Raw genomic sequence first — 24,009 nt, forward strand, 5'->3', positions numbered from 1 at the left:
CATGGGTAAATTTGTTAAAATCCATTTTTTAGGAGCGGTCGGAGTGGTAACGGGTTCAAAATTTCTTTTAGAAACCTCAGAAAAAAACATTTTGATTGATTGCGGCATGTTTCAGGGCGTAAAAGAATTACGGGAACTTAATTGGAGCCATTTACCCATTCATGTGGAAACCATTGATTTGGTATTGCTTACACATGGCCATTTGGATCATGTTGGATATTTGCCACGACTCATAAAACAGGGCTTTGCAGGTAAAATTATAGGCACCGCGCCTACATTGGCAATAGCCGAAATTATATTAAAAGACAGTGCTAAAATTCACGAAGAGGAAGCCAAAAAAGCAAATCAGGAAAAATACACCAAACACCAACCGGCCTTACCTTTTTACACCAAGCTTGAAGCAGAAAAAACCATAACGCAATTTCAGGTTGAAATGCCCAATAAATGGATAACACTATCAGGAAATATATCGTATCGTTTTAAGTACAATGGGCACATTATTGGCGCTACTTTTATCGAATTGGATATTAACGGAAAACGGTTCGTATTCTCGGGCGATATTGGCAGAACAAACGATTATTTGTTAGATAGCCCAAAAAAACCAGAATGGGCAGACTTTTTATTTGTTGAAAGTACTTATGGCAATAAATGGCATCCAAAGGAAAATATTGAAGCGCTTTTATCAAAACTCATCAAAGAAACCAATCATAAAAAAGGAAATTTAATCATCCCAAGTTTTGCCGTAGAACGCTTGCAAACACTCATGTTTTTACTTTGGAAACTCTACAAGGAAAACAAAATACCCAACATTCCCATTTTTGTAGACAGCCCCATGGGTAATAATGTTTTAGACGTTTTTAAGCGATTTCCAAAATGGCACAAATTATCAATGGAAGAATATAACGCCATGTGCAAGCATGTAAATATTATTCAATCTTATAAAGAAACCTGGGAAACTATTGACGATAAACGCTCTAAAATAATTATTGCAGGAAGCGGTATGGTAACAGGCGGTAGGGTGCTTACCTATTTGCAACAACTTATAGACGAGTCTTCAACAACCGTACTGTTGGTAGGTTATCAAGCCGAAGGAACCCGAGGCAGGCAATTGCAAGACGGGGCACACGAAATACGTTTTTTTGGCAAATATTACCCCGTAAAAGCAACTATAGCATGTGTTGAAAGTCTGTCGGCACATGCCGATCAATCGGAGTTAATACATTGGATGGGTAACATAAAAAACATTCCGGAAACCGTATTTTTAATTCACGGCGAACCAACTGCCTTGGATGCATTTCGGGCAAAAATACAAGATACCTATGGTTGGCAGGTTAAAATACCAAAACTCACTGATGTTGAAAAAGTAAGGCTATAACTTTTAAAATACTTCTCAAAAAATGAAAAAACTAAAAGCATATACCAGCTTTAATCATACTAAAACTACCGAAGAATTACACGACCGTATTTTGCGGGATATTACCAATCTTGAAAACATAAAGTTTGAGCTAAATTTTTATAAATCTTTACTGAGCAAATCCATTTTTAAACCCCAAGAAATGAATTTGTATGAAAACCTGGTTAAGTTCAAACGAGAATTACATGTTTTAAAAAAAGCGAATAAGGGGTTGCTAAGCGAATTAAATTTACATGTCAATCAAATCAAAAAAATGAAAATTGAGGGTGTGGTGTGCGATAGTTTATGCATAAAAAAACACGACGATTTAGAGCTTAAAATATTCAGTTTTAAAACTAAAATTTTCGACTTTAAATTTAGATTATTTCAATATTTAGAAAGTGTTTTTATTAATTAAATATCGATCTTAAAACACTTGGAAAGCATGGTAACATGCTGATATATATCATTGTAAAAATGATTTTCTGTAAATATATTAGAGTTGCAATTGTAAGTTTAACTTAAAAATATAATGTTATGTCAACACTTTTAAAACGCAGAAAAAGAAAAAGATTATCGCCATTTGAGAGCAGATTATTAACGCCTTGGAACAATAATTTATTAAGACCTTGGAGAAGCAGGTTGTTTAACCCAAATTTAAATTATCATTCAAGATTTGACGATGTTTTTGAGGATGCATTTTTTGCTGAGGATAGTTTAATGCCAGCAATGAATGTAAAAGAACAAAATGAAGGTTTTGAAATTGAATTTGCAGCTCCCGGCTATAACAAAAAAGATTTTGAGGTGACTATTGAAGATGATGTGCTTCAGGTTAGCGCAGAAAAGGAAATGGAAGACGAGCAAAAAGAAGATGATTATTCTCGTAAAGAGTTTAGTTATGAATCCTTTAAAAGATCAATGATGCTTCCACCTTCCGTAGATTTGAACCAAGATGTAAAAGCATCTTACAAAAATGGGATTCTAAAATTGAAGCTATTAAAGCGAGACGATATATTGGACAAAGAAACTTCTAAAAAAGTTATTGAAGTGCTTTAGCAGCTTGTTAAAAGCGGAAAGTAGTTAGCTGATAAATTACTTTCTGCTTTTTTTTTTAATCTTAAAATAACTCAAAATGAAATATTTAAAACGATTCGTGATTTTTTTATTCGTAACCGGCTGCTCAACCACACAATTGGTTGAAAACTGGAAAAACCCGGACATTGATTCTTATAGCCCAAGTAAAATTTTAATCGTGGGTATGACTTCAAATTTAGAAGCGAGAGAACAATTTGAAAAAAAATTACAAGCAGAATACGAATCTAGAGGAATAGAAGCAGTAACGAGTTTAGAGCTTTTTGAAGCGTCGTTTACCACGGAAAAACAGTCAGAAGAAGAATTAAGGCGGTTAGAAAACAAGCTTATTACTGACGGATTTGACACTATTTTATTCACAAAGGTAATTGGAGTAGAAGACAAAATTTCATACAGAAGTACATATGACGAATATGATAATACACATCGGCGGTTTACCGAAGAATATTTAAAATATCAAGATGCCTTTTACAACCCAGAGTATTATAACGAATACACCGTTTATCATGCAGAAACTTCCATGTATTGCATTTGCCCTACAAAAGACAGGGAATTAATTTGGAAGGGTTATATAGATATTATCGATCCGGAATCGGTTAAAGAAACCGTAAACGATTACGTTAGTTTGGTTATGGTGGTTTTAGAAGAACAACAACTTACCAATCCAAATCCATTAAATGATGAAACCAATACAGAAGCTATTAAGTAATTTTAATGCTATAACAAACAGTGCAATTTCTGTAAATTTTTTAACATTGATAAAATAAATGAATATGTATAATTTATGCTTATTTTGAGTACTGAATTTTTCAAAAAACCATTATCTTTACAAAAGTGAGTAAGCTAATATCCATATCGTTATCTTTTGTTATCCTGATGCAAAGTTTTGGGTTTCATATTAATGATATTGCTCAAATAGATGAATTTATTGAACATGCGAAATTCCATAATGAACAATACGGAGATAACGTTTTTGTATTTATCTCAAAACATTACGGAGAGCAAAAAACAATCCACGAAAAAGAGCAACATGATGAAAAGGAAGATCACGAGCAATTGCCTTTTCAGCATCAAACCCATATTACTTCCATAACAGATTTTGTGTTAAATACCTATATTCAAGTATTTAAGACACCCGAGTTTTCCGAGTTTAAAACACATCATTTTCACTATCAAGCACCTTCTTCTTCACTTCACGTTGAGGGACTTTTTCAGCCACCACGGTTGGTATAAATAATCACAGGCCTTTTTATTTTTTGTTGCAAGACAAACGTCGGTTTGTAACTGTTCATTTTGATTATTTTATAAAAAAAGTATGCTTTCACATATCATTAATTTCAGTATAAAAAACAAGTTTATAGTCCTTCTTTTTACGTCCTTTATCGTAGGATTTGGGCTGTACTCATTATCACAAATCCCCATTGGCGCCGTACCCGATGTTACTAATAATCAGGTTCAGGTTATTACCACGTCGCGCAACCTTTCTACGGAAGATATGGAGCAGTTTATTACCTATCCCGTCGAGCTGGAAATGGCCAATTTGCCGGGTGTTGTCGAGATTCGCTCTATTTCAAGATTTGGTTTATCGGTTGTCACCATCGTTTTTGAAGACGATATGGGCACCTATTTACCCAGACAACTGATCGCCGAAAAAATAAAATCGGCATCCGAGAAAATCCCTGAAGGTTTTGGAACCCCCGAAATGGGACCTATTACCTCGGGGCTTGGAGAAATCTATCAATATATTCTTGATGTAAAGCCCGAATATAAAGACCAATATGATGCCGAAGATTTAAGAACCATTCAAGATTGGATTGTAAAACGCCAGCTATCTGGAATTCCGGGTGTGGTTGAGGTGAATACTTGGGGCGGATTTTTAAAACAATACGAAGTGGCCATTAATACCGAAAAGCTAAATGCGATGAATATCACGGCGCGCGAAGTTTTTACGGCATTACAAATGAATAATAGTGTTTCTGGCGGAGGTTATATTGAAAAGGTGAATCAAGCCTTTTTTATACGTGGCGAAGGGTTGATCTCATCGTTAGACGATATTAAAAATATAGTTGTAAACAACAAAGATGGGAATCCTATTTACATAAAAGATGTGGCTAAAGTAGGTTTTGGCAGTGCCACCCGATTTGGTGCGATTACGGGAAATGGCGAAGGTGAAAAGGTGTTGGGACAAGTTATGATGCTTAAAGATGCCAACTCCAAAAAAGTAATTGAAGCGGTAAAAGAACGTGTTGCCGAAATCTCAAAATCTTTACCGGAAGGCGTATATATCAATGCCTTTCTTGATAGAAGTGAACTTATTGCCAAAACAACTTACACGGTAACCGAAAACTTAATTTTGGGCTGTTTAATTGTTGTCTTTGTTGTGGTATTGCTGTTGGGCAATCTACGCTCCGGACTGGTTGTAGCCTCGGTAATTCCACTGTGTTTGCTTTTTGCATTGTCCTTAATGTATTTATTTGGCGTTGATGCGAATTTGATGAGTTTGGGTGCTATAGATTTCGGAATAATAATCGATGGCGCCGTAATTATCGTAGAGTTTATCGCTTTTAAAATTACAAAACAGAAAGTTGGAATTAATGCTTTGGCAAAAACAGAACAACAAGCATTAAAAGATAAAATCACGTTTTCCGGAGCTTCAAAAATGATGAGATCAGCCATCTTCGGGCAGCTCATTATTCTTATAGTATTCATCCCAATTTTATCATTGAGTGGGGTAGAAGGGAAGATGTTTAAACCCATGGCATTAACGTTTAGTTTTGCCCTTATTGGCGCCATGATTTTGTGTTTTACTTATGTTCCCGTAGTGGCATCTATGTTTTTAAAACCATCGAATGCTACCGATAAAAACATCTCTGTAAGATTAATGAAATGGGTGAATAAAATGTACGAGCCCATTATTCATTGGGCTTTACAAAGTAAAAAACTGGTGCTTGGTGTTGCTGTTGCGCTTTTGGCAATGTCTATATATTTATATGCAACCATGGGTGGCGAATTTGTACCCACTTTGGATGAAGGTGATTTTGTAATTCAACCCGTGTTAAAAACAGGAACCTCCTTAAGTAACACCGTGGAAATTACGACCGAAATTGAAAAAATACTTTTGGGGTTTCCAGAAGTCAAGCAGGTGGTTACGCGTATTGGGGCAGCCGAGGTACCTACAGACCCCATGTCTATGGAGGAAAGCGATGTGATTATTATACTAAATCCCAAAGGCGAATGGACCACGGCGACCTCAAAAGATGAGTTGGCAGACAAGTTTAAAGAAGCTCTGGCCGTTATTCCGGGCATGGAAGTGGAGTTTACACAACCTATCGAAATGCGTTTTAACGAGCTTATCACAGGCGTACGGGCGGATATTGCTATTAAGATTTTTGGCGACGATTTAGAGATTTTAGCCAAAAAAGGAAGTGCCATTGGTGCTTTAATACAAAACGTACCCGGTGCTGCAGATATTTCTGTTGAGAAAATCGCAGGATTGCCAGAGATGAGCGTGGAATACAACCGATCTAAAATTGCGAGATACGGACTTAATATTCAGGAGTTGAATGATATGATTGCCATGGGATTCGCAGGAAAATCTGCGGGAAGTGTTTTTGAAGGAGAAAGACGATTTGATTTGGTCGTGAGATTAGAGAAAGCAAAACGCAAGGATATTGACAATTTAAAAAACCTGTATGTCGATTTACCTTCGGGCGGAAAAATCCCGTTAAACGAATTGGCAACCATCAGTTATAAAAAAGGCGCTGCACAAATTTCGCGCGATGATACCCGACGCAGAATAGTTGTTGGCATAAATGTTCGTAACCGCGATTTACAATCTGTAGCAGACGATGTGCGAGCCTTGATAAACGAAAACATAAAGCTGCCTGCGGGTTATTCCATTACTTACGGTGGCCAGTTTGAGAATTTGCAAAGTGCCAAATCGCGATTAATGGTTGCCGTACCCGTGGCACTCATTTTAATATTTCTGTTATTGTATTTTGCCTTTAAATCTGTTAAGGAAGCCTTAATGATTTATTCGGCCATTCCGCTCGCAGCCGTTGGAGGCGTGTTGTTGTTATGGATTCGAGACATGCCTTTTAGTATATCGGCGGGTGTTGGTTTTATCGCGCTTTTTGGTATTGCCGTACTTAATGGCATTGTTTTGATTGAACATTTTAAAGAACTAAAACATCAAGGATTTGAGAATATGGAAGCTTTAATAAAACAAGGTACAAAAGACAGGTTGCGCGCTGTATTGTTAACAGCATCGGCAGCCGCCTTGGGTTTTTTACCCATGGCAATTTCAACCAATGTAGGTGCCGAAGTACAGCGCCCATTGGCAACGGTTGTTATTGGTGGCTTAATAACGGCTACATTGTTAACTTTAATCGTTTTGCCGGTGTTATATGCATACCTCAATACACCAAAAGAAAAGAAAAATGGAGCCAAAAAAAGCACCGTAGCGGGCTTGAGTGTTATGGCCTTGTTATTCTCAATGTCGGCAATGGCGCAACAAGAACCTAAAACCTTAAATGAATTAATGCCTTTGGCTATTGAGCACAATGAAGGATTAAATGCAAACCGCCTCCAAACGGAACAATTTGAAGCATTGATAAATTCGGCTTTTAGTTTCGATAAAACACAAATTTTTTATGAGTTTGATGAAAATAATTTGGCAGAAAACAATGAGCCTATGCAGATTTTTGGCATCCAACAAGATTTTAAATTTCCAACGGTTTATTTTTCTGAAAAGAAAGTGAATCAAGCGCGTTATAATATAACGTCTAGCCGTTATGATATTGAAGAAAAGGGCATAAAACGGAAGGTAACCGCAGCTTATTATGCGTATCAAATCGCTAGGGAAAAAGAACGTGTTTTTAAAAGGTTAGACAGCCTGTACACTAACTTTTCTGAAATTGCGGCACGACGGTTCGAATTGGGCGAAACCAATTATTTGGAGAAAATTACAGCAGCTTCCAAGCAAAAACAAATTAATCTTAAATACACACAAGCACAAAAAGAGGTCATGTCCGCTTATGCTAACGTGCTAAAGGTTGTTCAAATTGACGAAGCTATTGTTATTGCGAGAGAGCCTTCACTTAAAGTTCAGGTGGATTTTTTAAACATTAACGATAGTGCAGAATTGGCATACTATAAAAATAGGACCCTATTGCTTCAGGCCGAACGCCGTTTTGAAAAACAAAAACTACTGCCCGACATCAGTCTTAATTATTTTCAGGGTTCAAATTCCGAATTAAAAGGAAATCTTTACGGATATCAATTGGGTGTTAAAATTCCGATTTTTTTCGGAGGACAAGCATCTCGAATTAAAGCGGCTAAAATTGCTGAAGATGTGGCGATATCGGAATCTAACGAGTATCAAATTCAGCTTCATTCAAAATTTAATGTGCTTGAGTTAGCCTTATCCCAACACCAAGAAGCCTTGTATTATTATGAAAATGAAGGTGAAACACTTTCAGAAGAAATTCTAAAAACAGCCCATAGTAGTTTTAAAAATGGTGAAATCGATTTCTATCAATACATCCAAAGTCTGGAAAGTGCTTACGATATAAAATTGAATTATCTGGACAAACTCAATGCGTACAACCAAACCGTTATTGCCATTAATTACCTAACCTTATAAACTAAACGTTATGAAACACATCATATATAAAATATTCATTCTAAGCTCGATTTTCACACTTTTTAATTGCGGACAAAAAAGTAGTCAGCAAATAGAAATGGAATTTGAAGAAAATGCCATGAAAAATGAAAATATTCAAGTTACACAAGCACAATTCGAACAACGTAAAATGACCTTGGGTAATCTTGAAGAAAAGCCGTTTCCAACAGTGGTGAATGTAAACGGAATGATTGATGTCCCGCCTGCAAATAGGGCAGTTGTAAGTGCTACCATGGGCGGTTATATTAAAACAACCCCATGGCTTATAGGCGATAAAGTGCGCAAAGGTCAAGTGTTGGTGAGCATTGAAAACCCGGAGTTTGTTGCAATACAGCAGCAATACATGGAAATTAACGAACAGCTAACGTATTTAAAGGCGGAATATGACAGACAGGTAACCATGAAAGCTGAAAATATAACCTCTCAAAAAAGTTTTCTTAAGGCGGAAAGTGATTATAAAACAGCCGTGGCGACACACACAGGATTAGATAAACAATTGCGAATGCTAAACATTTCGCCATCAAAGGTTCGTGACGGAGAAATATGTTCGGTTGTCAATATTCATGCACCTGTTTCGGGTAGTATAACCAAAATGAATGTTACAAAGGGCGCTTATGTTTCGCCGGCAACCGAGATTTTGGAAATTATAGATAACAAGCATATTCAATTGGAACTTTCGGTTTATGAAAAAGATATTATGAAAGTAAAAAAAGGGCAACACATCGACTTTAAAATTCCTGAAATTTCATCGGAAAACTTTAAGGCAACCGTATTTTTAGTGGGCACTAGCATTCAAGATAATAGAACGATTAAAGTACATGCCCAAATTGAAAATGAAGCAGAAAACACCTTTTTAACGGGCATGTTTGTGGAAGCCGCTATAGTGACGGAATCTACTTCCGCGAAAGCGCTACCAAGCGAATCGGTTATTGAAGTTGATGGTGAACATTATGTTTTAGTTTTGAATAAAAAAGAAGGCGACAGCTATTATTTTAGTCAGGAAAAAGTTGAGGTTAAAGAAAGTTATGATGGGTATTCAAAAATAGAAAACGCAGATAGTTTTGCTGAAAACACAAGGTTTTTAACCAAAGGTGCATTTGGTTTATTAGGTGGATAATGAGGTTAAATGTAGAAAGCATATTGCAATATCAAACCCTGTTATTAAATAGAAATGGTTTTTTATGACCTAACAGGTTTCATAAATCTGTTAGGTCTTATTAGTTTATGGTTTCTTAAAAAATAAAAAACTAAGCTTCTTTCGAATTTGGTACAGAACAACTTGCAGGCCCTTTTTTAATTCCTAATTTCATAAGAATAGTTTCCAACAAACACCATTTTGTAAAAGCAGACTGAATTAAATTCACGCCAATAAATACGGTAAACCATAACCAATTTTGGTGTACGTACTGCGTTAGTACAACGCTTAATAGCACCATAAAACCTACGATAACTCTAAAATATGTATTTAACATTTTAATTAATTTTTAAGATTATTATATTTTTATTTCCCGCAGATTTCGCAGATAGTCGCAGATTTATATTTTGCTTTTCTGCGTGAATCCGCAAAATCTGCGGGAAAAATGATTACTTATATTTCTTTTTCTCTATCATATAATATACCAATGGCACCACCAACAAAGTCAATACCGTTGAAACAATAGTTCCACCCATTAACGAAATGGCCAAACCTTGGAAAATGGGATCAAACAGAATCACAAATGCCCCAATAACAACGGTTCCTGCAGTTAATAAAATGGGTGTTGTTCTAACCGCTCCGGCTTCAATGGCCGCTTGTTTTAGTGGTACGCCATCTGCAGTTCTTAAATTGATAAAGTCGATAAGTAAAACCGAGTTTCGAACCATAATTCCTGCTAAAGCAATCATGCCAATAAATGATGTTGCTGTAAAGAATGCACCCATTATCCAGTGTCCTAAAATAATTCCGATTAAGGATAACGGAATCGCTACCATCATTACAATTGGTGCTTTAAAGTTTTGGAACCAGCCTACAATCAGAATATAAATCAAGATAATAGCACCTAAAAAGGCAATGCCCAAATCCCTAAATACTTCCAGTGTAATTTGCCATTCGCCATCCCATTTTACCGTATAATTATCTTCAAAATCTGGCTGGCCTAAATACATCTCGTTTAGCTCATAGCCTTTTGGCAACGGAATATCTTTCAACTTATCTTCCATTCCTAAAATAGCATAGGCAGGACTTTCTAATTCACCAGCCATATCTGCCAAAACATAAACCACACGTTTTTGGTTTTTACGGTAAATACTTTTTGCAGCCGTAGCTTCAGTAATAGTTACCAAATCTGCAATAGGCACCATATAATCTTGGATGGATTTCACTTTTAACTGTGAAATATCGGTAATGGTTGATTTTTCCTTTTCGTCTAAAGCCAAAACCAATCCTATTTGACTCACAGCATCTTCATCATACAAATTCGTGATTGCTCTGTTGGATAAAGCCATATTCATAGTATATGCTATTTGCTGTGGCGCAACACCGTACAGCATCGCTTTTTCTTTGTTGATTTCAAACTGATATTCAATTTGGTCGTCTTCAACCATCCAATCGATATCCACCACATCATCTGTGTTTCTTAAAATATCTTGGATGTTATCGGCAATCCTTATTTGCTCGTCGTAATCCGGTCCGTAAACTTCGGCTACAATGGTAGATAACACTGGTGGTCCTGGAGGTACTTCCACTAACTTCACATTAGCTCCATATTTTTCAGCAATCTTTTGAATATCCGGTCGTAATAATTTAGCGATATCGTGACTTTGGTCAGAACGTTCCTTTTTTCCAATTAAGTTCACTTGAATATCTGCCATATTGCTACCGCCACGTAAATCGTAATGACGCACCAACCCGTTGAAAGTTATTGGTGCAGAGGTGCCAACATAATTTTGGTAATTTACCACTTCGGGTCGTGTGGCTAAGTACTGTGCAATTTCTTTAGCGACAATACCAGTGCGCTCTAAGGTTGTGCCTTCGGGCATGTCAATAACCACTTGAAACTCATTCTTATTATCAAAAGGCAACATTTTTACAGCCACCGAATTGGTGAAAAATAATACCATGGTTCCCATTAAGAGTGCAAATGTTCCTGCTAAAAACAAATAGCGCTTTGCTCTACTTTCTAAAAGTGGTCGTTCTAATTTGTTATAAATTCTATAAATTAAAGTGTCTTCTAAAGGTTTTTTCGCTTTTTCAACTTTAGCTTTTTTATCTTTTTCCCTTAAAAAAATTAAACCTAAATATGGCGTAATAGTCAAGGCTACGAATAAGGATAAAATCATGGCAATAGAAGCTCCTATGGGCATTGGTGCCATATAAGGCCCCATTAAACCCGAAACAAAAGCCATTGGTAAAACCGATGCAATTACCGTAAATGTGGCGAGAATTGTTGGGTTACCAACTTCGTTAATCGCATATAAAGCGGCTTGCTTAAAAGGCAGACGTTTCATTTTAAAATGCCTATGCATATTTTCGGCAATAATAATGGAGTCATCGACCACGATTCCTGTTACGAACACCAAAGCGAACAATGTAATTCGATTTAGTGTATAGTCCATCAAATAATAACTCAACAAGGTTAAAGCAAACGTAATTGGAACGGATAAAAACACCACCAATCCACCGCGCCACCCCATGGCCAACATTACCACAATAGTAACCGCAATGATAGAACCTATAAGGTGCAACAACAATTCGGATACTTTCTGAGAAGCTGTTTCACCGTAATTCCTAGTAATTTCAACATGGACATCATCTGGAATTAAAGTCGTACGTAAATGGGCCACTTTATCGATAATCACTTCTGCAATTTTCATGGCATCGGCACCTTTTCGTTTGGCAACTGAAATGGTAACTGCCGGATATTCCGATTTATAGTCCGAAGATTTTACACTTCCTTTTCCAAAGCCTAAACTCACATAATTTTGTGGTACTTCTGGGCCATCAATAATTTCGGCAATTTGTTTTAAATAAATGGGTTGATTTTGTTGTACGCCAACTACAAGGTTTTCAACATCTGTTACCGTTTCTAAAAACTTACCTGTATTTACAAGGAATTCAGTGTCATTCTTATCAAAACTCCCAGCGTTTAATTGGCTGTTATTTGCTTGAATCATTTCAGAAACCGACAAGAAATCCAATCCGCTAGCGGCGAGTTTGTTTTTATCTAAAACCACCCGTAATTGACGCTCACGACCACCAATTTTATGGGTAATGGCAACATCATTCACCTTTTTAATTTCGGCTTCCAGCTCCTGTGCCATTTGACTTAATTGGAAATCGTCGTAATTTTCACTCCACAAGGTTAAACCCAGCATTGGTACATCGTCAATAGCCCGTGTTTTCACCAATGGCATGGTTACACCTGCTGGCATTTTATCCATGTGTTTGTTAATTTCGTTGTAAAGCTTAACAAAAGAACGCTCAATATCTTCGCCAACATAAAACTGAACGATGACCATACCTTGCTCTTTCATCGATGTAGAATACACATATTCCACACCTTTAATATTCGAAATTAATTGCTCCAACGGTTTAATGACGCGCGACTCTACTTCCGTAGGGCTTGCACCTGGGTAACCCACAAAAATATCGGCCATGGGCACATCAATTTGTGGCTCTTCCTCACGAGGAATTAAAAATGAACTATACACGCCAACCACCATAAACACAATCATTAACAACACGGTTAACTTAGATTGCATAAAGATTTTGGCTATTTTTCCTGCGATACCTTCTTTCATTTCTTATTTTTATTTTGGCGTTACTTTTTACTCATACCTGTCAGGTTTTTAAAACCTTACAGGGGTCGTAAAAAGTCAGGCTATCCGTTACAATCTTTTTTTGCCATATATGGCAGCAAAAAAAGGATTTCCACTTCTATCCTTAACGCGATACATCATGTTTATTATTTCTAATTAATACCTACAAGGTTTAGATACCAAATCTAGTTTGGCACAAGCCTTACAGGATACTGTAAACTGCGACTGTGACTGCCTACTGAAGACTTACTTTTGCTCCATTATAAAGCTTTCCTTCAGCCGAAACGATGTAAGTTTCATCTGCACGTAAGCCCGATAATACTTCCACTTGGTTTCCATAAGTTCTGCCCAAACGCAACCAGCGTAACAATGCCGTATTGCTTTGGCTTACTGTATAAACTCCAGATAATTGTCCGTTTGTAACAATGGCTTCTTTCGGAATTAAAACCATTGCTGATTTTGCTTTTCGTTCTATGGGAAACTGAACGGTTGTAAACATTCCTGTCAAAATATTAGCATCCGTTTTATCTAAATCTATTTTTACCAAATATTGTCCGCCTGTATTTTTGGCTGAGGTGCTGACTTCAGTCACTTTTCCTTTTATGGTTTGGTGGATAGCTTTTACCAACACATCCACGGTAATTCCGGTTTCAATTTGAGCAATTTCCGTTTCAGGAACCATGGCCATCACCTCGAAATTTCCTGGTGTTTCCATACTAATTAAAGGCACTCCAGGGTTCGCCATATTACCTGCTTCCACATTTTTGCTGGTTATAGTTCCGCTAAAAGGGGCTGTAATATTGCTGTATGCAAATTGTGCGTTGATTTCGTTTTTCATTTGCTTTGCAGATTCTAATCGCGCTTTTGCCATTTCAAAATTGGCAGTCATATCATCCATTTCTTTTTGTGATGCGCTATTTTCTTCAAACAAATTTTTAAAACGGATATAATCTTTTTGTGCATTATTAAAAGCAACCGTAGCTTCGGTAATTCCTGATTTTACTTGGGCTCTCTTAGCTTGTAAATCGGCATTATTAATAGAAACCAATAATTGACCTTTGCGCACTTTATCACCAACATTTACATGGACTTTGTCCACATAGCCCATCAGTCGTGTACTTAGATCTGCGCTGTTTACAGCCTGAATTTTTCCGCTGACGGATAAAAATGGACTGTTATTATTTGTTTCCACCTGACTTGTTTTTACAGCAATTGCAGGTGAGTTATCTGCTACTGCTTTTTTGTCTTCGTTACCACAACTCGCCAATAATAGCGCTACAGAAAATGTTAGGATTGTATATGTTTTTTTCATCGTTATTATTTTTTTATTTAAGACACTTCTACTGTGCTCGACCAGACAAGGTTCTGTCTCCCTGAGCGCAGGCGAGAGGTATTATTCTTTGGTTAAAAATTGTAAATACGCTTGTGCGTAATTGTATTCAAATATGGTTTGATAATATTCTAATTGTTTTTGTGCGTATTGGGTTTCTGCTAGTAATAAATCGGATGTTTTTTCTAATCCTTCTTTAAACCTGTTGGTTCTAATTCTTAAAGATTCTTCCGATTGCTCTAAAGCCAATGTGTTTAATTTCAATTTGTTTTCAGCATCTAAAAAAGCACGTTTTGCTTTGTTTAATTCCAAATTGCTTTGCGATACATATTGCTTATATTCTAATTTAGATTGCTCTAATTCCGATTTGCTTTTTTGAGCTTTCCCAAAACGTTTAGATCCTTGAAAAATATTCCAACTTAGTTGTGCTCCAAATAAATACCCGTTGGCATCACCTTGAAAGATTTGGTCGTCGTACAACTCGTAACTTCCAAAGGCATTTAAAGTTGGTAAAAAAGCCATTTTATCTGCTTTATTCATCGCTTCAAAAGCATTGCTAGCCAATTTCAAAGCTTTAATATCTGATCGATTCTCGGAAACTGTTCTATTTTCCAACGTAAAGGTTTCCATAGTTAATTCATCTGTTGGAGTGTAAAGCACAAAGGCATCATCATTCATTAAAAAAGACAAATAATTGGAGGCGTTTTGCACGTTACTCTTTGCAGATTGTAATTGATTTTGAACTTCGGTTACCCGAACTTCCACATTCAACACATCGGCACGTTGCAAATAGCCTTGTTTAAAGCTGTTTTCTGCTAAATTTTTGTTGGCATTTGCTGCATCCAGGGCTTTTTCTAAAACCGTAACTGCTTTATAAGCCAATTGCAATTGCATGTATGCTTTTTCAACTTCAAACGCTAAATAGTCTTGTGTACGCTCTGTTTTTAACAACATGGCATCCATTTTAGACTTAGCCGCCTTACGTTTATATATGCCATCTAAATTGATTAATGGCTGCTGAATTTCAAGTTTTGTAGCGTAGTTTTCAATCTGCGAAGGGTTATTTAAAAGCGCAGGATTAAAATCATTTTGCGTTAAAATTTCCTGATTCAATTTTGAACCAAAAGCCATTAACGGATTTGTAGTAGCCATTGCTGTATGAATTAGGGTAATATTTGGCAAAAACACCGCATTGGTCTGTCTGTAATCTGCTCTAGCTTGTTTAAATTCTTCTTCAGAAATCTTAATGCTCGAGTTGTTTTCAGACACTTTAACAAAGACTTCATTTTTAGAAACAGGTATTATTTCTTGTGCTTGCATGGAAACACCGAAAAACAAAAAAGTAAGCATTAAAACGAATGTTGTTTTCATTGTCATTTTATTTGATACTGCAAAAATAGGCCTAAGAAAACAGATGGTCAGTAACAAAGGTTACCTTCAGAAATGAAATGCTTGAATCCGGAAAAAATATTGAAGGTGAATTAGCTAAAAAACCGCTTTTATTATGTCGTTTTCTTATAACTCCAAACGGCTAATCCGTTCATAATTAAAGCATAAAGCAATGTTTTTAGAAGCTGTGGAAGTATATCCATAAACCCGGAACCTTTAAGCATTACCATGCGCATCACTTCTACAAAGTATTTAATAGGATTGAATTCCGTAATAATTTGAGCCCATTTTGGCATGCTTTCAATGGGCGTGAACAAGCCGCTCATTAAAATAAAAATCACGGTAAAAAACCAAGCGATAAACATAGCCTGTTGTTGTGTTTCAGTAAAGTTTGAAATGAATAAGCCTATACCCAAAACCACCAAAATATAAATAGACGTATAAACATACATAAGTGGTAAGCTGCCAACCATTGGCACATCAAAAATAAGTTTGGCAATAATTAAACCTATGGTTAATAAACCCATCCCTAAAACCCAAAACGGAAAGAGTTTTCCAATAATAAATTGACTTTTCTTAATTGGCGTGACGTTGATTTGCTCTAAAGTACCGATTTCTTTTTCCCTAACGATATTCATGCCTGACAAAAACAACGTAATCATAGTGACCAGTAAAACCAATATGCCTGGAACCATAAAGGTTTTATAGTTTAGGGTTTCGTTGTACCAAAACAATGGGATGGTTTCAATTGTTATTGGCTGAACTTGCTTATCTGAAATTTGAAATAAATCAACCTTTAAGTGTTGATTAAAACGCTGAATGATTTGAGAAACATAAACATTCATTACGCCAGCTGCTGCACCATCAATAGCATTAATGGTAACACCTAAAGTGTTGTGTTTTTCTTTTTGTAAATCGCGTTCAAAATACAGCGGAATTTCTAAAACCACATCAACTTCACCTTTAAGCATGGCTGAATTTGCAATGGCTTCCGAAGGAAAATCGGTTAAGACATCAAAATACGTTGAGGCGTTGAATCTTTCAACCAACGCCCTTGATGTGGACGTATGGTCGTTATCATTATAACCGAATTTGATATTCTTGACCTCAAAAGTGGCAGCATTGGATAAGATAACGAGTTGGAGTAGTGGCAACACAAAAATAATAGGAAGCATTCCTTTATTTCTAAAGATTTGCTTAAACTCTTTTTGTATGATGTATAGGATTGTTTTCATATAACTTCCTGCCTTTTGACTCCGCTCAAAATAAACTTCAGTAGGAATCTCTTTATTAAATTAACTTTTTTGTTTTTTTGCCACGAATACACGAACATTTTTCTTTTACTTCTTTTTTTGACTGCCTACTGCTGACTGAAAACTGTTTACTTTTTTACTCCAATCGTATTTTATATTTCTTCACACTTACTGCAATAAAAAACACCGTCATTCCTAATAAAATCAAGGTTTCTTTCCATATAAATTGTATGCCAACACCTTTTAGCATAATGCCTTTAATGATGATGATAAACCACTTAGCTGGAATTATATTACTGATGATTTGTAATGGTATTGGCATGCTTGAAATAGGAAAAATAAAGCCGGATAACAGTATCACAGGAAGCATCAATCCCATCAATGAAATCATCATCGCTGTTTGCTGTGTGGCCGCAATGGTTGAGATCAAAATCCCTAAAGCTAATGCAGAAATGATAAACAAAATACTCTCCAATGCCAACAAAAATAAGCTTCCTTGAACTGGCATTTTGAAAATAAAAATACTTAACATCACAATCACAATAGCATTGATAATCGATAGGAAAATATAAGGAAACACTTTGCCAATAATCACCTGAAAAGGTTTTAGAGGCGACACTAAAAGTATTTCCATGGTGCCCAATTCCTTTTCTCGTGTGATGGAAATTGAGGTCATCATAGCCGAAACCAACATTAAAATAATGGTCATCACGCCAGGAACAAACATATAGACGCTTTTTAGTTCAGGATTATAGACCATGCGTGTTTCTGGAACGATTTGATAAACAATAACGATGTCTTTATTTAAATCTTTTTGGTAGTGTTGAAGGATGGCGTTGACGTAATTACTAATGGTGTTTGCTGTGTTTGGATCTGTAGCGTCCGTTATGATTTGAATAGTTGCTTTGTGTTCTTTAATGAGGTTTTTGCTGAAATCCTTTTCGAAATTTAAAACCGCTTTAACATGGCCTTTTTGAAACACCGATTCAATGTCTGATTCTTTTTCAATAATTTGTTTAATACTGAAATATTTTGAAGCTGAAATTTTATTGATAATTTCTTTGGTTGTTGCGTCTTTGGAATGATCCAGAATGGCAATGTCCACATTGTTGATTTCATTGGTGATGGCGAATCCGAAAAGTAAAATTTGGGCAATGGGCATTCCGAAGAGAATAAACAATGAGCGTCTATCTCTAAAAATATGGTAGAATTCTTTTTTTATAAAGCCTATAAATCTTTTCATCTCTTATTCCCGCAGATTTCGCTGATTCCCGCAGATTTATGTTTTATAATCCGTTTACTTTTCTGAAAATTCCTTTTGTTATTTCATCTATATTAAAATTTACTAAAATGCCTAACTTCAATTCTGAAATCTTTAAATAAGTTAAAACTTGCTTATGATGCACTTTTGAAAGAGTTTCTACAGATTTTATTTCAATTATAACTTTGTTGTTTACTAATAAATCTAACCTAAAACCAATTTCTAATTCAATTCCATCGTAAACTACAGGTAATGGCACTTGCTTTTTAACAGATAAACCTTGTTTCTCTAATTCATACATTAAAACAGTTTCATATACAGATTCAAACAAACCTGGACCTAATTCATTATAGACTTTAAATATAGCTCCTCTAATTAAGTAAGATAATTCGTTTTCTGTTTGTTGTTTCATAATATATATTTTTTCTCCCGCAGATTGCACAGATTTACGCAGAAAATAAGATCAAAAAATCTGCGTTTATCTGCGAAATTTGCGGGAAATGATTCATCCACGAGCCAATTTTAAAAACACATCGTTCATAGTTGAAGCCTTAAACTGTTCTTTCAATTTCTTTGGCGTATCTAAAGCTTCAATTTTACCATTTACCATAATGGAAACACGATCGCAGTATTCGGCTTCATCCATATAATGTGTGGTCACAAAAACCGTTGTGCCTTTGTTGGCCGCTTTGTAAATAAGTTCCCAAAACTGACGTCTGGTGATAGGGTCAACACCTCCCGTTGGCTCATCTAAAAACACAATTTTTGGGTCGTGAATCAAAGACACCGAAAAAGAGAGTTTTTGTTTCCAACCCAACGGCAATGCACCAACCAACTTATTTGCAACATTTTGCAAGCCTAATTCTTCAATTAAAGCATCCGATTTTTCTTTGATGCGTTTTCTTGATAACCCATAAATACCTCCAAAAAACGTGATGTTTTCTCTAACCGTTAAATCGTCATACAAAGCAAATTTCTGACTCATATAACCTATGTTTTTTTTAATGTCTTCCACATTAGAATACACATCAAATCCTGCGACATTGGCATGGCCGGAAGTAGGATTCGAAATACCAATCAACATTTTTATAGCCGTTGTTTTTCCTGCGCCATTAGCGCCTAAAAACCCGAATATTTCACCCTTTTCAACGCCGAATGTAATGGCATTTACTGCTGTAAAATCACCAAACATTTTGGATAATCCTTCTACTTGTATGACGTTGTTGTTGTTCATTTCTGTTTTCATTGCACTTCGACTGCGCTCAGTGTGACATTTGAAGTGACATACTTGTTATTTGGCCAATTCCATAAAGGTATCTTCAATAGTTGCAACTGTTTTTTCAATGTGAATATTTGATAAACTTTGAGTTTCTAAATACCCTTTTAATTCTTTTGGATTAAAATCTGTCCTGCGGTCAGTATAATGCACAAACTCGCCAAAAGGATAGACACTATGATTGTGTTTATAATCATTTAAACTGATTATTAATTGATACATATTGCTTGCGCTCACATTGTAAATTTGCTTTGGATAGTGTTTTACAATCGCTTCAGGTGTATCTATTTCCAAAATTTTTCCATCTTGAATCAGTGCAATTCTATCGCATAAAGCGGCTTCGTCCATATAAGGTGTCGATACCAAAATGGTGATGCCTTTATGCTGTAAGCGTTTTAGCATTTCCCAAAATTCCTTGCGAGATACGGGATCTACTCCTGTGGTCGGTTCGTCCAAAAACAACACTTTTGGTTTATGGATTAAGGCACAACTCAATGCGAGTTTTTGTTTCATGCCGCCAGACAATTTACCAGCACGACGGTCTTTAAAAGGTTCAATTTGCACATAGATATCCTTTATTAAATCGTAGTTTTCTTCAATGGTTGTTCCAAATATCGTAGCAAAAAAATCTAAATTTTCTTCAACGGTTAAATCTTGATATAACGAAAATCTCCCAGGCATATAACCAACACTGCTTCTTATGTTTTTATACTCTGAAATCACATCAAAACCAGCAACGGTTACTGTGCCTTCATCTGCAAATAAGAGTGTGGTTAAAATCCTGAAAAGTGTTGTTTTTCCGGCACCATCAGGACCAATAAGCCCAAAAAGCTCCCCTTCTTTAACTTCAAAGGAAATGTCTTTTAGGGCTTTTACATGGTTATAGGATTTGCTAATATGCTTTACGGAAATACCCATTTATTTGAAATAATCTGAATAGGCATTAATGTTCTCTTCAATACTTGTGGCGATTTTTGATGCATCTTCAACCGTTTCAACTTTTAAAAGCGCATCAATTTTTTCGATTAATGGATGCAACCATACGTGTAAATTATCGTGTGAAGGTCCTTTCATCGTGCAATTTTTCACTACAAAATTCTTCTCGTCATTCAGCTGTTTAGCTAGTTTTTGATAATCTTCCAATGAGCTAGCTGATTGCGTATTGATGGTGTTTTGTAGTTTTTTAACGCCTTCATTTGTTGTGGCATCCGCTTGCCATTTATGGCCATTGTCCTTTTGGATTTCGTTTATCCAAGCATTGGCATAAACGCCAGAAGCTTCGTGATTTTGATGATTGTTATGGCTCTCAGAAGCATGTTCGACTGTTTCGGTTTTTTTGTCTTGAGTTTTACTGTCTTTACAGCTTACCAGCGCCAATAGGCTTAATGTTAAAATTACGTGTTTCATTGTTATTTGTTTTATTGATTATTATTGTTTGAGTCGTTTAACCAAAGTTCTGCAGGCATGCCAATTTTTAAACTTCCATCATTGGAAACATCTATTTTTACGGCATAAACCAAGGCGACGCGTTCTTCTTTGGTTTGAATTATTTTTGGTGTGAATTCAGCTTCCGAAGCAATCCAACTAATCGTACCATTATAAGATTTCATGGTTTCTGCATCGTCAATTTTAATGCTTACTTCTTGTCCTATTTTTATGTTTGCCAATTGGGTTTCGCTCACATAAACTCTTAATTGCATGGTTCTTAAATCGGCAATTTTATACAATGGTTTTCCAAATGCGGTGATTTCATTTGGTTCGGCATATTTGGTTAAAACCGTTCCGCTTACAGGATTTACAATTTTGCTTTTCTCGATTTGGTCGTCAATTTGTTTGAGTTGAACGTCGATAGCTTTCAATTCATTAACTACAGGTGCATTTTGGATTTCCACACTGCGAATTTGATTTTTAATCACATTTATTTCACCCTGAATATCATCTAACTGTTTTTGTGTTCCTGCGTTATCTTTTATTAAATTTTTAACCCTGGTTTTGTTGGTATTGGCCGTTTTTAATTTTGCATTTAAAACTGAAATTTGAGACAAGACGCCTTTAGATTTTGAACTAATTATAGCTTTAGACACTTGTAATTGTTCGCGTTTTAATGACAACGGAATGGTATCGATATAACCGATGAATTGTTCTTTTGTAAGCACATCGCCTTCATTGACATTAAACTGCATTAGTTTGCCATTATTTTCGGCTGAAATGGTAATTTCTGTGGCTTCGAAGTTTCCGTAACCATCTGCTTTTCCGTTGTCTTTATTGCAGGAAAATAGACTTATTGCTATGATGCTTAATACTAATATGTGTTTGTAGTTTTTCATTTTATGTTTTTTATCTCTTTTTCTCCCGCAGATATCGCAGATTTTTTTCAATGATTACGGATGCTATTTTCTGCGTAAATCAGCGAAATCTGCAGGAAACATTTATTGTCCTTTTATGATGTTATAATTCGCCTTTGCTAATTGTAGCTGGATTTTATGTTTTACTAAAGTGTTTTCATCTTCATATAAATTGGTGAGTTCGGTAATATATGCCGACGACGTAATCACACCATTTTTAAGTTGTGAATCGGCTGTTTGCAACACCTCTTTTCTAAAATTGATAATTTCTAAATCAGATGTAATAAAACCTTCAATTTTATCAATTTCCTTTTGTTGCTGATTCAATGCGATATTAGTATTTAGTTTGAAGGTTTCGGTTTCGGTATCTACAATGTCTTTATTAATGGCCAAGGATTGACGTTGTTTTTTATTGGAGTTCCAATCGAATACGTTCCAGTTTAACTTAACGCCCACGGTATAAAATGTTTGAAAAGAATTATCCAACATATTCAATCCAGGATTACCAAAACCACCCGTTGCAAAACCAAGTAATTTTGGTGTATTTTGCTTTGAAATTAAGGTTTCCGATTGTGCTATTTCATCTTTTTTAAGTTGAAATAGTTCCAACTCTGGTCGGTTTAAATCTTGTTGTAATTGTACTTCTACAAGTGGATTTTGAAATAGGGTAGAAGCATTTAATGGTTGATGGATTAATTGTGAAAGCGTTTCAATAAGTGCGGTTTTATTGCTTTCCAATTCTTGAAACTGTTGTTTTATTTTTAATAATTCGGCTTCCAGTACTTTATCTGAAGTTGGTAAAATTACACCGTACTTAATACCTGAAACCACTTCTTTTAGTTTTGCTTCTAATTGTGTTTGTTTGGCTTTTAATAATAATTCGGATTCTTGAGCCAATAAAATAGAGAAATACAGTTGGTTGACTTGTTGTTTTAGTTGATATAAATTAACGTCAACCTGTTTTTGTTTGGTTTTAGTCTGCGCCGACTTTACGTGTAAAGCCGCATTTGTCGCACCTCCATTATAAATCAATTGATTTACTGAAAGTGTCGCACGATATTGGTCTTTGTTTAAAGGCTCAATATTGGTATTGGGAATTGGGATTTCAATCACGTCGGTTTGATAGGTGGCCTGCGCATCAAAATTAAATTGTGGTAATTTCGCATTGGAAATAATAGCTTTATCCAAATTGTTTTGGCTTTCAAAGAGCTGTGATTGTCTGGCTAACGGGTAGTTTTCAACCACTAAACGGTAACATTCTTCCAAAGTAACGCTTTGTTGCCCTATGCTGGTAAGTGTTGTTAATATGATTGGAATTATTATGAAACGTTTCATTATTAATGTTGTTTTATAGAATTAATTACGGTACAAAATTCAAGTTTAGTGTCGGAATCTAAACGCTTGACTGTTAATTGATTGAAGCATAGACCTAACAGGTTTCAAAAACCTGTTAGGTCTTTATTATTGAGAAAATTGATAGTTTTTTATACGTTGTTTAATTTTTTTTTATAGAATTAATAATAAAGTTGGATACTTCTGTTTTTCGTTTTTCCACAAAAGCTTTATAGGTCTTTTCATTTTTATTTGTAAAAGCTTTAATCAAGGGTTTTCCTAAAAACGGAAAAATATTGAGTGCAATAATGTTTACAAACAACTGGTCTGCATCGATGGGTCTTATAAAGCCTTGATTGATTTCTTCGGCTACTTTTTCTTTAAACTTTTCGAGATTTGGAAACCCTGTATTTTCTTTGAGTTTGAGTATAAAATCTTCATTCCGATTTAATTCTTGAACAATGAAATTTGGTAAATACGGATGTTTCATCATAAAGCTTGTATAGTCTGTTGTGAAGTTTTTAATCTTTTCCTCAAGTGAAGAATCATCGTTTAAAATGCTATTTAACTGAGGTGCCAATAATGAAAACGCATTCTTAAAAACCGCTTCAAACAATAATTGCTTACTTCTGTAATAATAATGAAGCATAGCCTTGTTAATGCCTGCTTTATCTGCTATTTCCTGCATACGCGCACCATCCATTCCTTTGGACTGAAATACATTTTTTGCAGCATCTAATATTTGTTCTTCGGTGTTTTCGTCTTTTGTTTTTTTCATTTTTAACTATACGGTTTAACCATTTGGTTAGCAAATATACAAAAAATAATCAAACTGTGATGGGTTTGATTATTTTAGAA

At 35.6% G+C, this 24,009-nt stretch carries 20 protein-coding genes; 7 read left to right on the forward strand and 13 right to left on the reverse strand.

The features are described 5' to 3' along the window. The first annotated feature begins 1 nt into the window (after position 1). The 7 genes from RNZ46_RS13300 (at position 2) to RNZ46_RS13330 (ending at position 9,285) form a co-directional block, all read left to right on the forward strand. Entirely contained in the window at positions 2-1,375 is a 1,374-nt protein-coding gene (locus RNZ46_RS13300; RefSeq protein WP_316982655.1) for an MBL fold metallo-hydrolase RNA specificity domain-containing protein, read from the forward strand. Between the two features lie 22 nt (positions 1,376-1,397). Further along, positions 1,398-1,811, forward strand: a complete 414-nt coding sequence (locus RNZ46_RS13305) for a hypothetical protein (protein ID WP_316982656.1) — start codon at positions 1,398-1,400, stop codon at positions 1,809-1,811. A gap of 119 nt (positions 1,812-1,930) precedes the next feature. Beyond that, on the forward strand, positions 1,931-2,449 hold the full coding sequence (locus tag RNZ46_RS13310) for an Hsp20/alpha crystallin family protein (RefSeq protein ID WP_316982657.1): 519 nt from the start codon (positions 1,931-1,933) through the stop codon (positions 2,447-2,449). Between the two features lie 76 nt (positions 2,450-2,525). Continuing rightward, on the forward strand, positions 2,526-3,194 hold the full coding sequence (locus RNZ46_RS13315) for a hypothetical protein (protein WP_316982658.1): 669 nt from the start codon (positions 2,526-2,528) through the stop codon (positions 3,192-3,194). Between the two features lie 125 nt (positions 3,195-3,319). Next, complete coding sequence (locus RNZ46_RS13320; RefSeq protein WP_316982659.1) at positions 3,320-3,718, forward strand: hypothetical protein; 399 nt, start codon at positions 3,320-3,322, stop codon at positions 3,716-3,718. An 82-nt stretch (positions 3,719-3,800) separates the two neighbouring features. Then, the gene (locus tag RNZ46_RS13325) at positions 3,801-8,129 is read left to right on the forward strand and encodes a CusA/CzcA family heavy metal efflux RND transporter (RefSeq protein WP_316982660.1); all 4,329 of its coding nucleotides are present in this window, start codon (positions 3,801-3,803) and stop codon (positions 8,127-8,129) included. A gap of 10 nt (positions 8,130-8,139) precedes the next feature. Then, positions 8,140-9,285 (forward strand): efflux RND transporter periplasmic adaptor subunit, encoded by a 1,146-nt coding sequence (locus RNZ46_RS13330; protein ID WP_316982661.1) that lies wholly within the window; start codon positions 8,140-8,142, stop codon positions 9,283-9,285. A 130-nt stretch (positions 9,286-9,415) separates the two neighbouring features. Here RNZ46_RS13330 and RNZ46_RS13335 read toward each other — a convergent pair whose 3' ends face one another. From RNZ46_RS13335 to RNZ46_RS13395, 13 genes are all read right to left on the reverse strand, one after another. Then, positions 9,416-9,640 carry a YgaP family membrane protein gene (locus tag RNZ46_RS13335; RefSeq protein ID WP_316982662.1) on the reverse strand — a complete coding sequence of 75 codons (225 nt, stop codon included), beginning with the start codon at positions 9,638-9,640 and terminating at the stop codon, positions 9,416-9,418. 112 nt (positions 9,641-9,752) lie between these two features. After that, positions 9,753-12,947: an efflux RND transporter permease subunit gene (locus tag RNZ46_RS13340; protein WP_316982663.1), complete on the reverse strand. Its 3,195-nt coding sequence runs from the start codon at positions 12,945-12,947 to the stop codon at positions 9,753-9,755. A gap of 253 nt (positions 12,948-13,200) precedes the next feature. Next, positions 13,201-14,277 carry an efflux RND transporter periplasmic adaptor subunit gene (locus tag RNZ46_RS13345; protein ID WP_316982664.1) on the reverse strand — a complete coding sequence of 359 codons (1,077 nt, stop codon included), beginning with the start codon at positions 14,275-14,277 and terminating at the stop codon, positions 13,201-13,203. Positions 14,278-14,358: 81 nt separating this feature from the next. Then, on the reverse strand, positions 14,359-15,666 hold the full coding sequence (locus RNZ46_RS13350) for a TolC family protein (protein WP_316982665.1): 1,308 nt from the start codon (positions 15,664-15,666) through the stop codon (positions 14,359-14,361). A 131-nt stretch (positions 15,667-15,797) separates the two neighbouring features. Next, positions 15,798-16,919, reverse strand: coding sequence for an ABC transporter permease (locus RNZ46_RS13355; RefSeq protein ID WP_316982666.1), 1,122 nt, complete (start codon positions 16,917-16,919; stop codon positions 15,798-15,800). Between the two features lie 154 nt (positions 16,920-17,073). Continuing rightward, positions 17,074-18,180 (reverse strand): ABC transporter permease, encoded by a 1,107-nt coding sequence (locus tag RNZ46_RS13360; protein WP_316982667.1) that lies wholly within the window; start codon positions 18,178-18,180, stop codon positions 17,074-17,076. 43 nt (positions 18,181-18,223) lie between these two features. Further along, positions 18,224-18,610: a GxxExxY protein gene (locus RNZ46_RS13365; protein WP_316982668.1), complete on the reverse strand. Its 387-nt coding sequence runs from the start codon at positions 18,608-18,610 to the stop codon at positions 18,224-18,226. A 93-nt stretch (positions 18,611-18,703) separates the two neighbouring features. Next, entirely contained in the window at positions 18,704-19,432 is a 729-nt protein-coding gene (locus RNZ46_RS13370; RefSeq protein WP_316982669.1) for an ABC transporter ATP-binding protein, read from the reverse strand. A 57-nt stretch (positions 19,433-19,489) separates the two neighbouring features. After that, on the reverse strand, positions 19,490-20,392 hold the full coding sequence (locus tag RNZ46_RS13375; RefSeq protein ID WP_316982670.1) for an ABC transporter ATP-binding protein: 903 nt from the start codon (positions 20,390-20,392) through the stop codon (positions 19,490-19,492). Then, positions 20,393-20,881 (reverse strand): hypothetical protein, encoded by a 489-nt coding sequence (locus RNZ46_RS13380; protein ID WP_316982671.1) that lies wholly within the window; start codon positions 20,879-20,881, stop codon positions 20,393-20,395. 11 nt (positions 20,882-20,892) lie between these two features. Beyond that, entirely contained in the window at positions 20,893-21,801 is a 909-nt protein-coding gene (locus tag RNZ46_RS13385) for an HlyD family secretion protein (protein ID WP_316982672.1), read from the reverse strand. Positions 21,802-21,903: 102 nt separating this feature from the next. Beyond that, positions 21,904-23,154: a TolC family protein gene (locus RNZ46_RS13390; RefSeq protein WP_316982673.1), complete on the reverse strand. Its 1,251-nt coding sequence runs from the start codon at positions 23,152-23,154 to the stop codon at positions 21,904-21,906. 160 nt (positions 23,155-23,314) lie between these two features. Further along, positions 23,315-23,929, reverse strand: a complete 615-nt coding sequence (locus tag RNZ46_RS13395; protein WP_316982674.1) for a TetR/AcrR family transcriptional regulator — start codon at positions 23,927-23,929, stop codon at positions 23,315-23,317. Between the last annotated feature and the right edge of the window lie 80 nt (positions 23,930-24,009).

This window comes from Hwangdonia lutea (assembly GCF_032814565.1).
Lineage (GTDB): Bacteria > Bacteroidota > Bacteroidia > Flavobacteriales > Flavobacteriaceae > Hwangdonia > Hwangdonia lutea.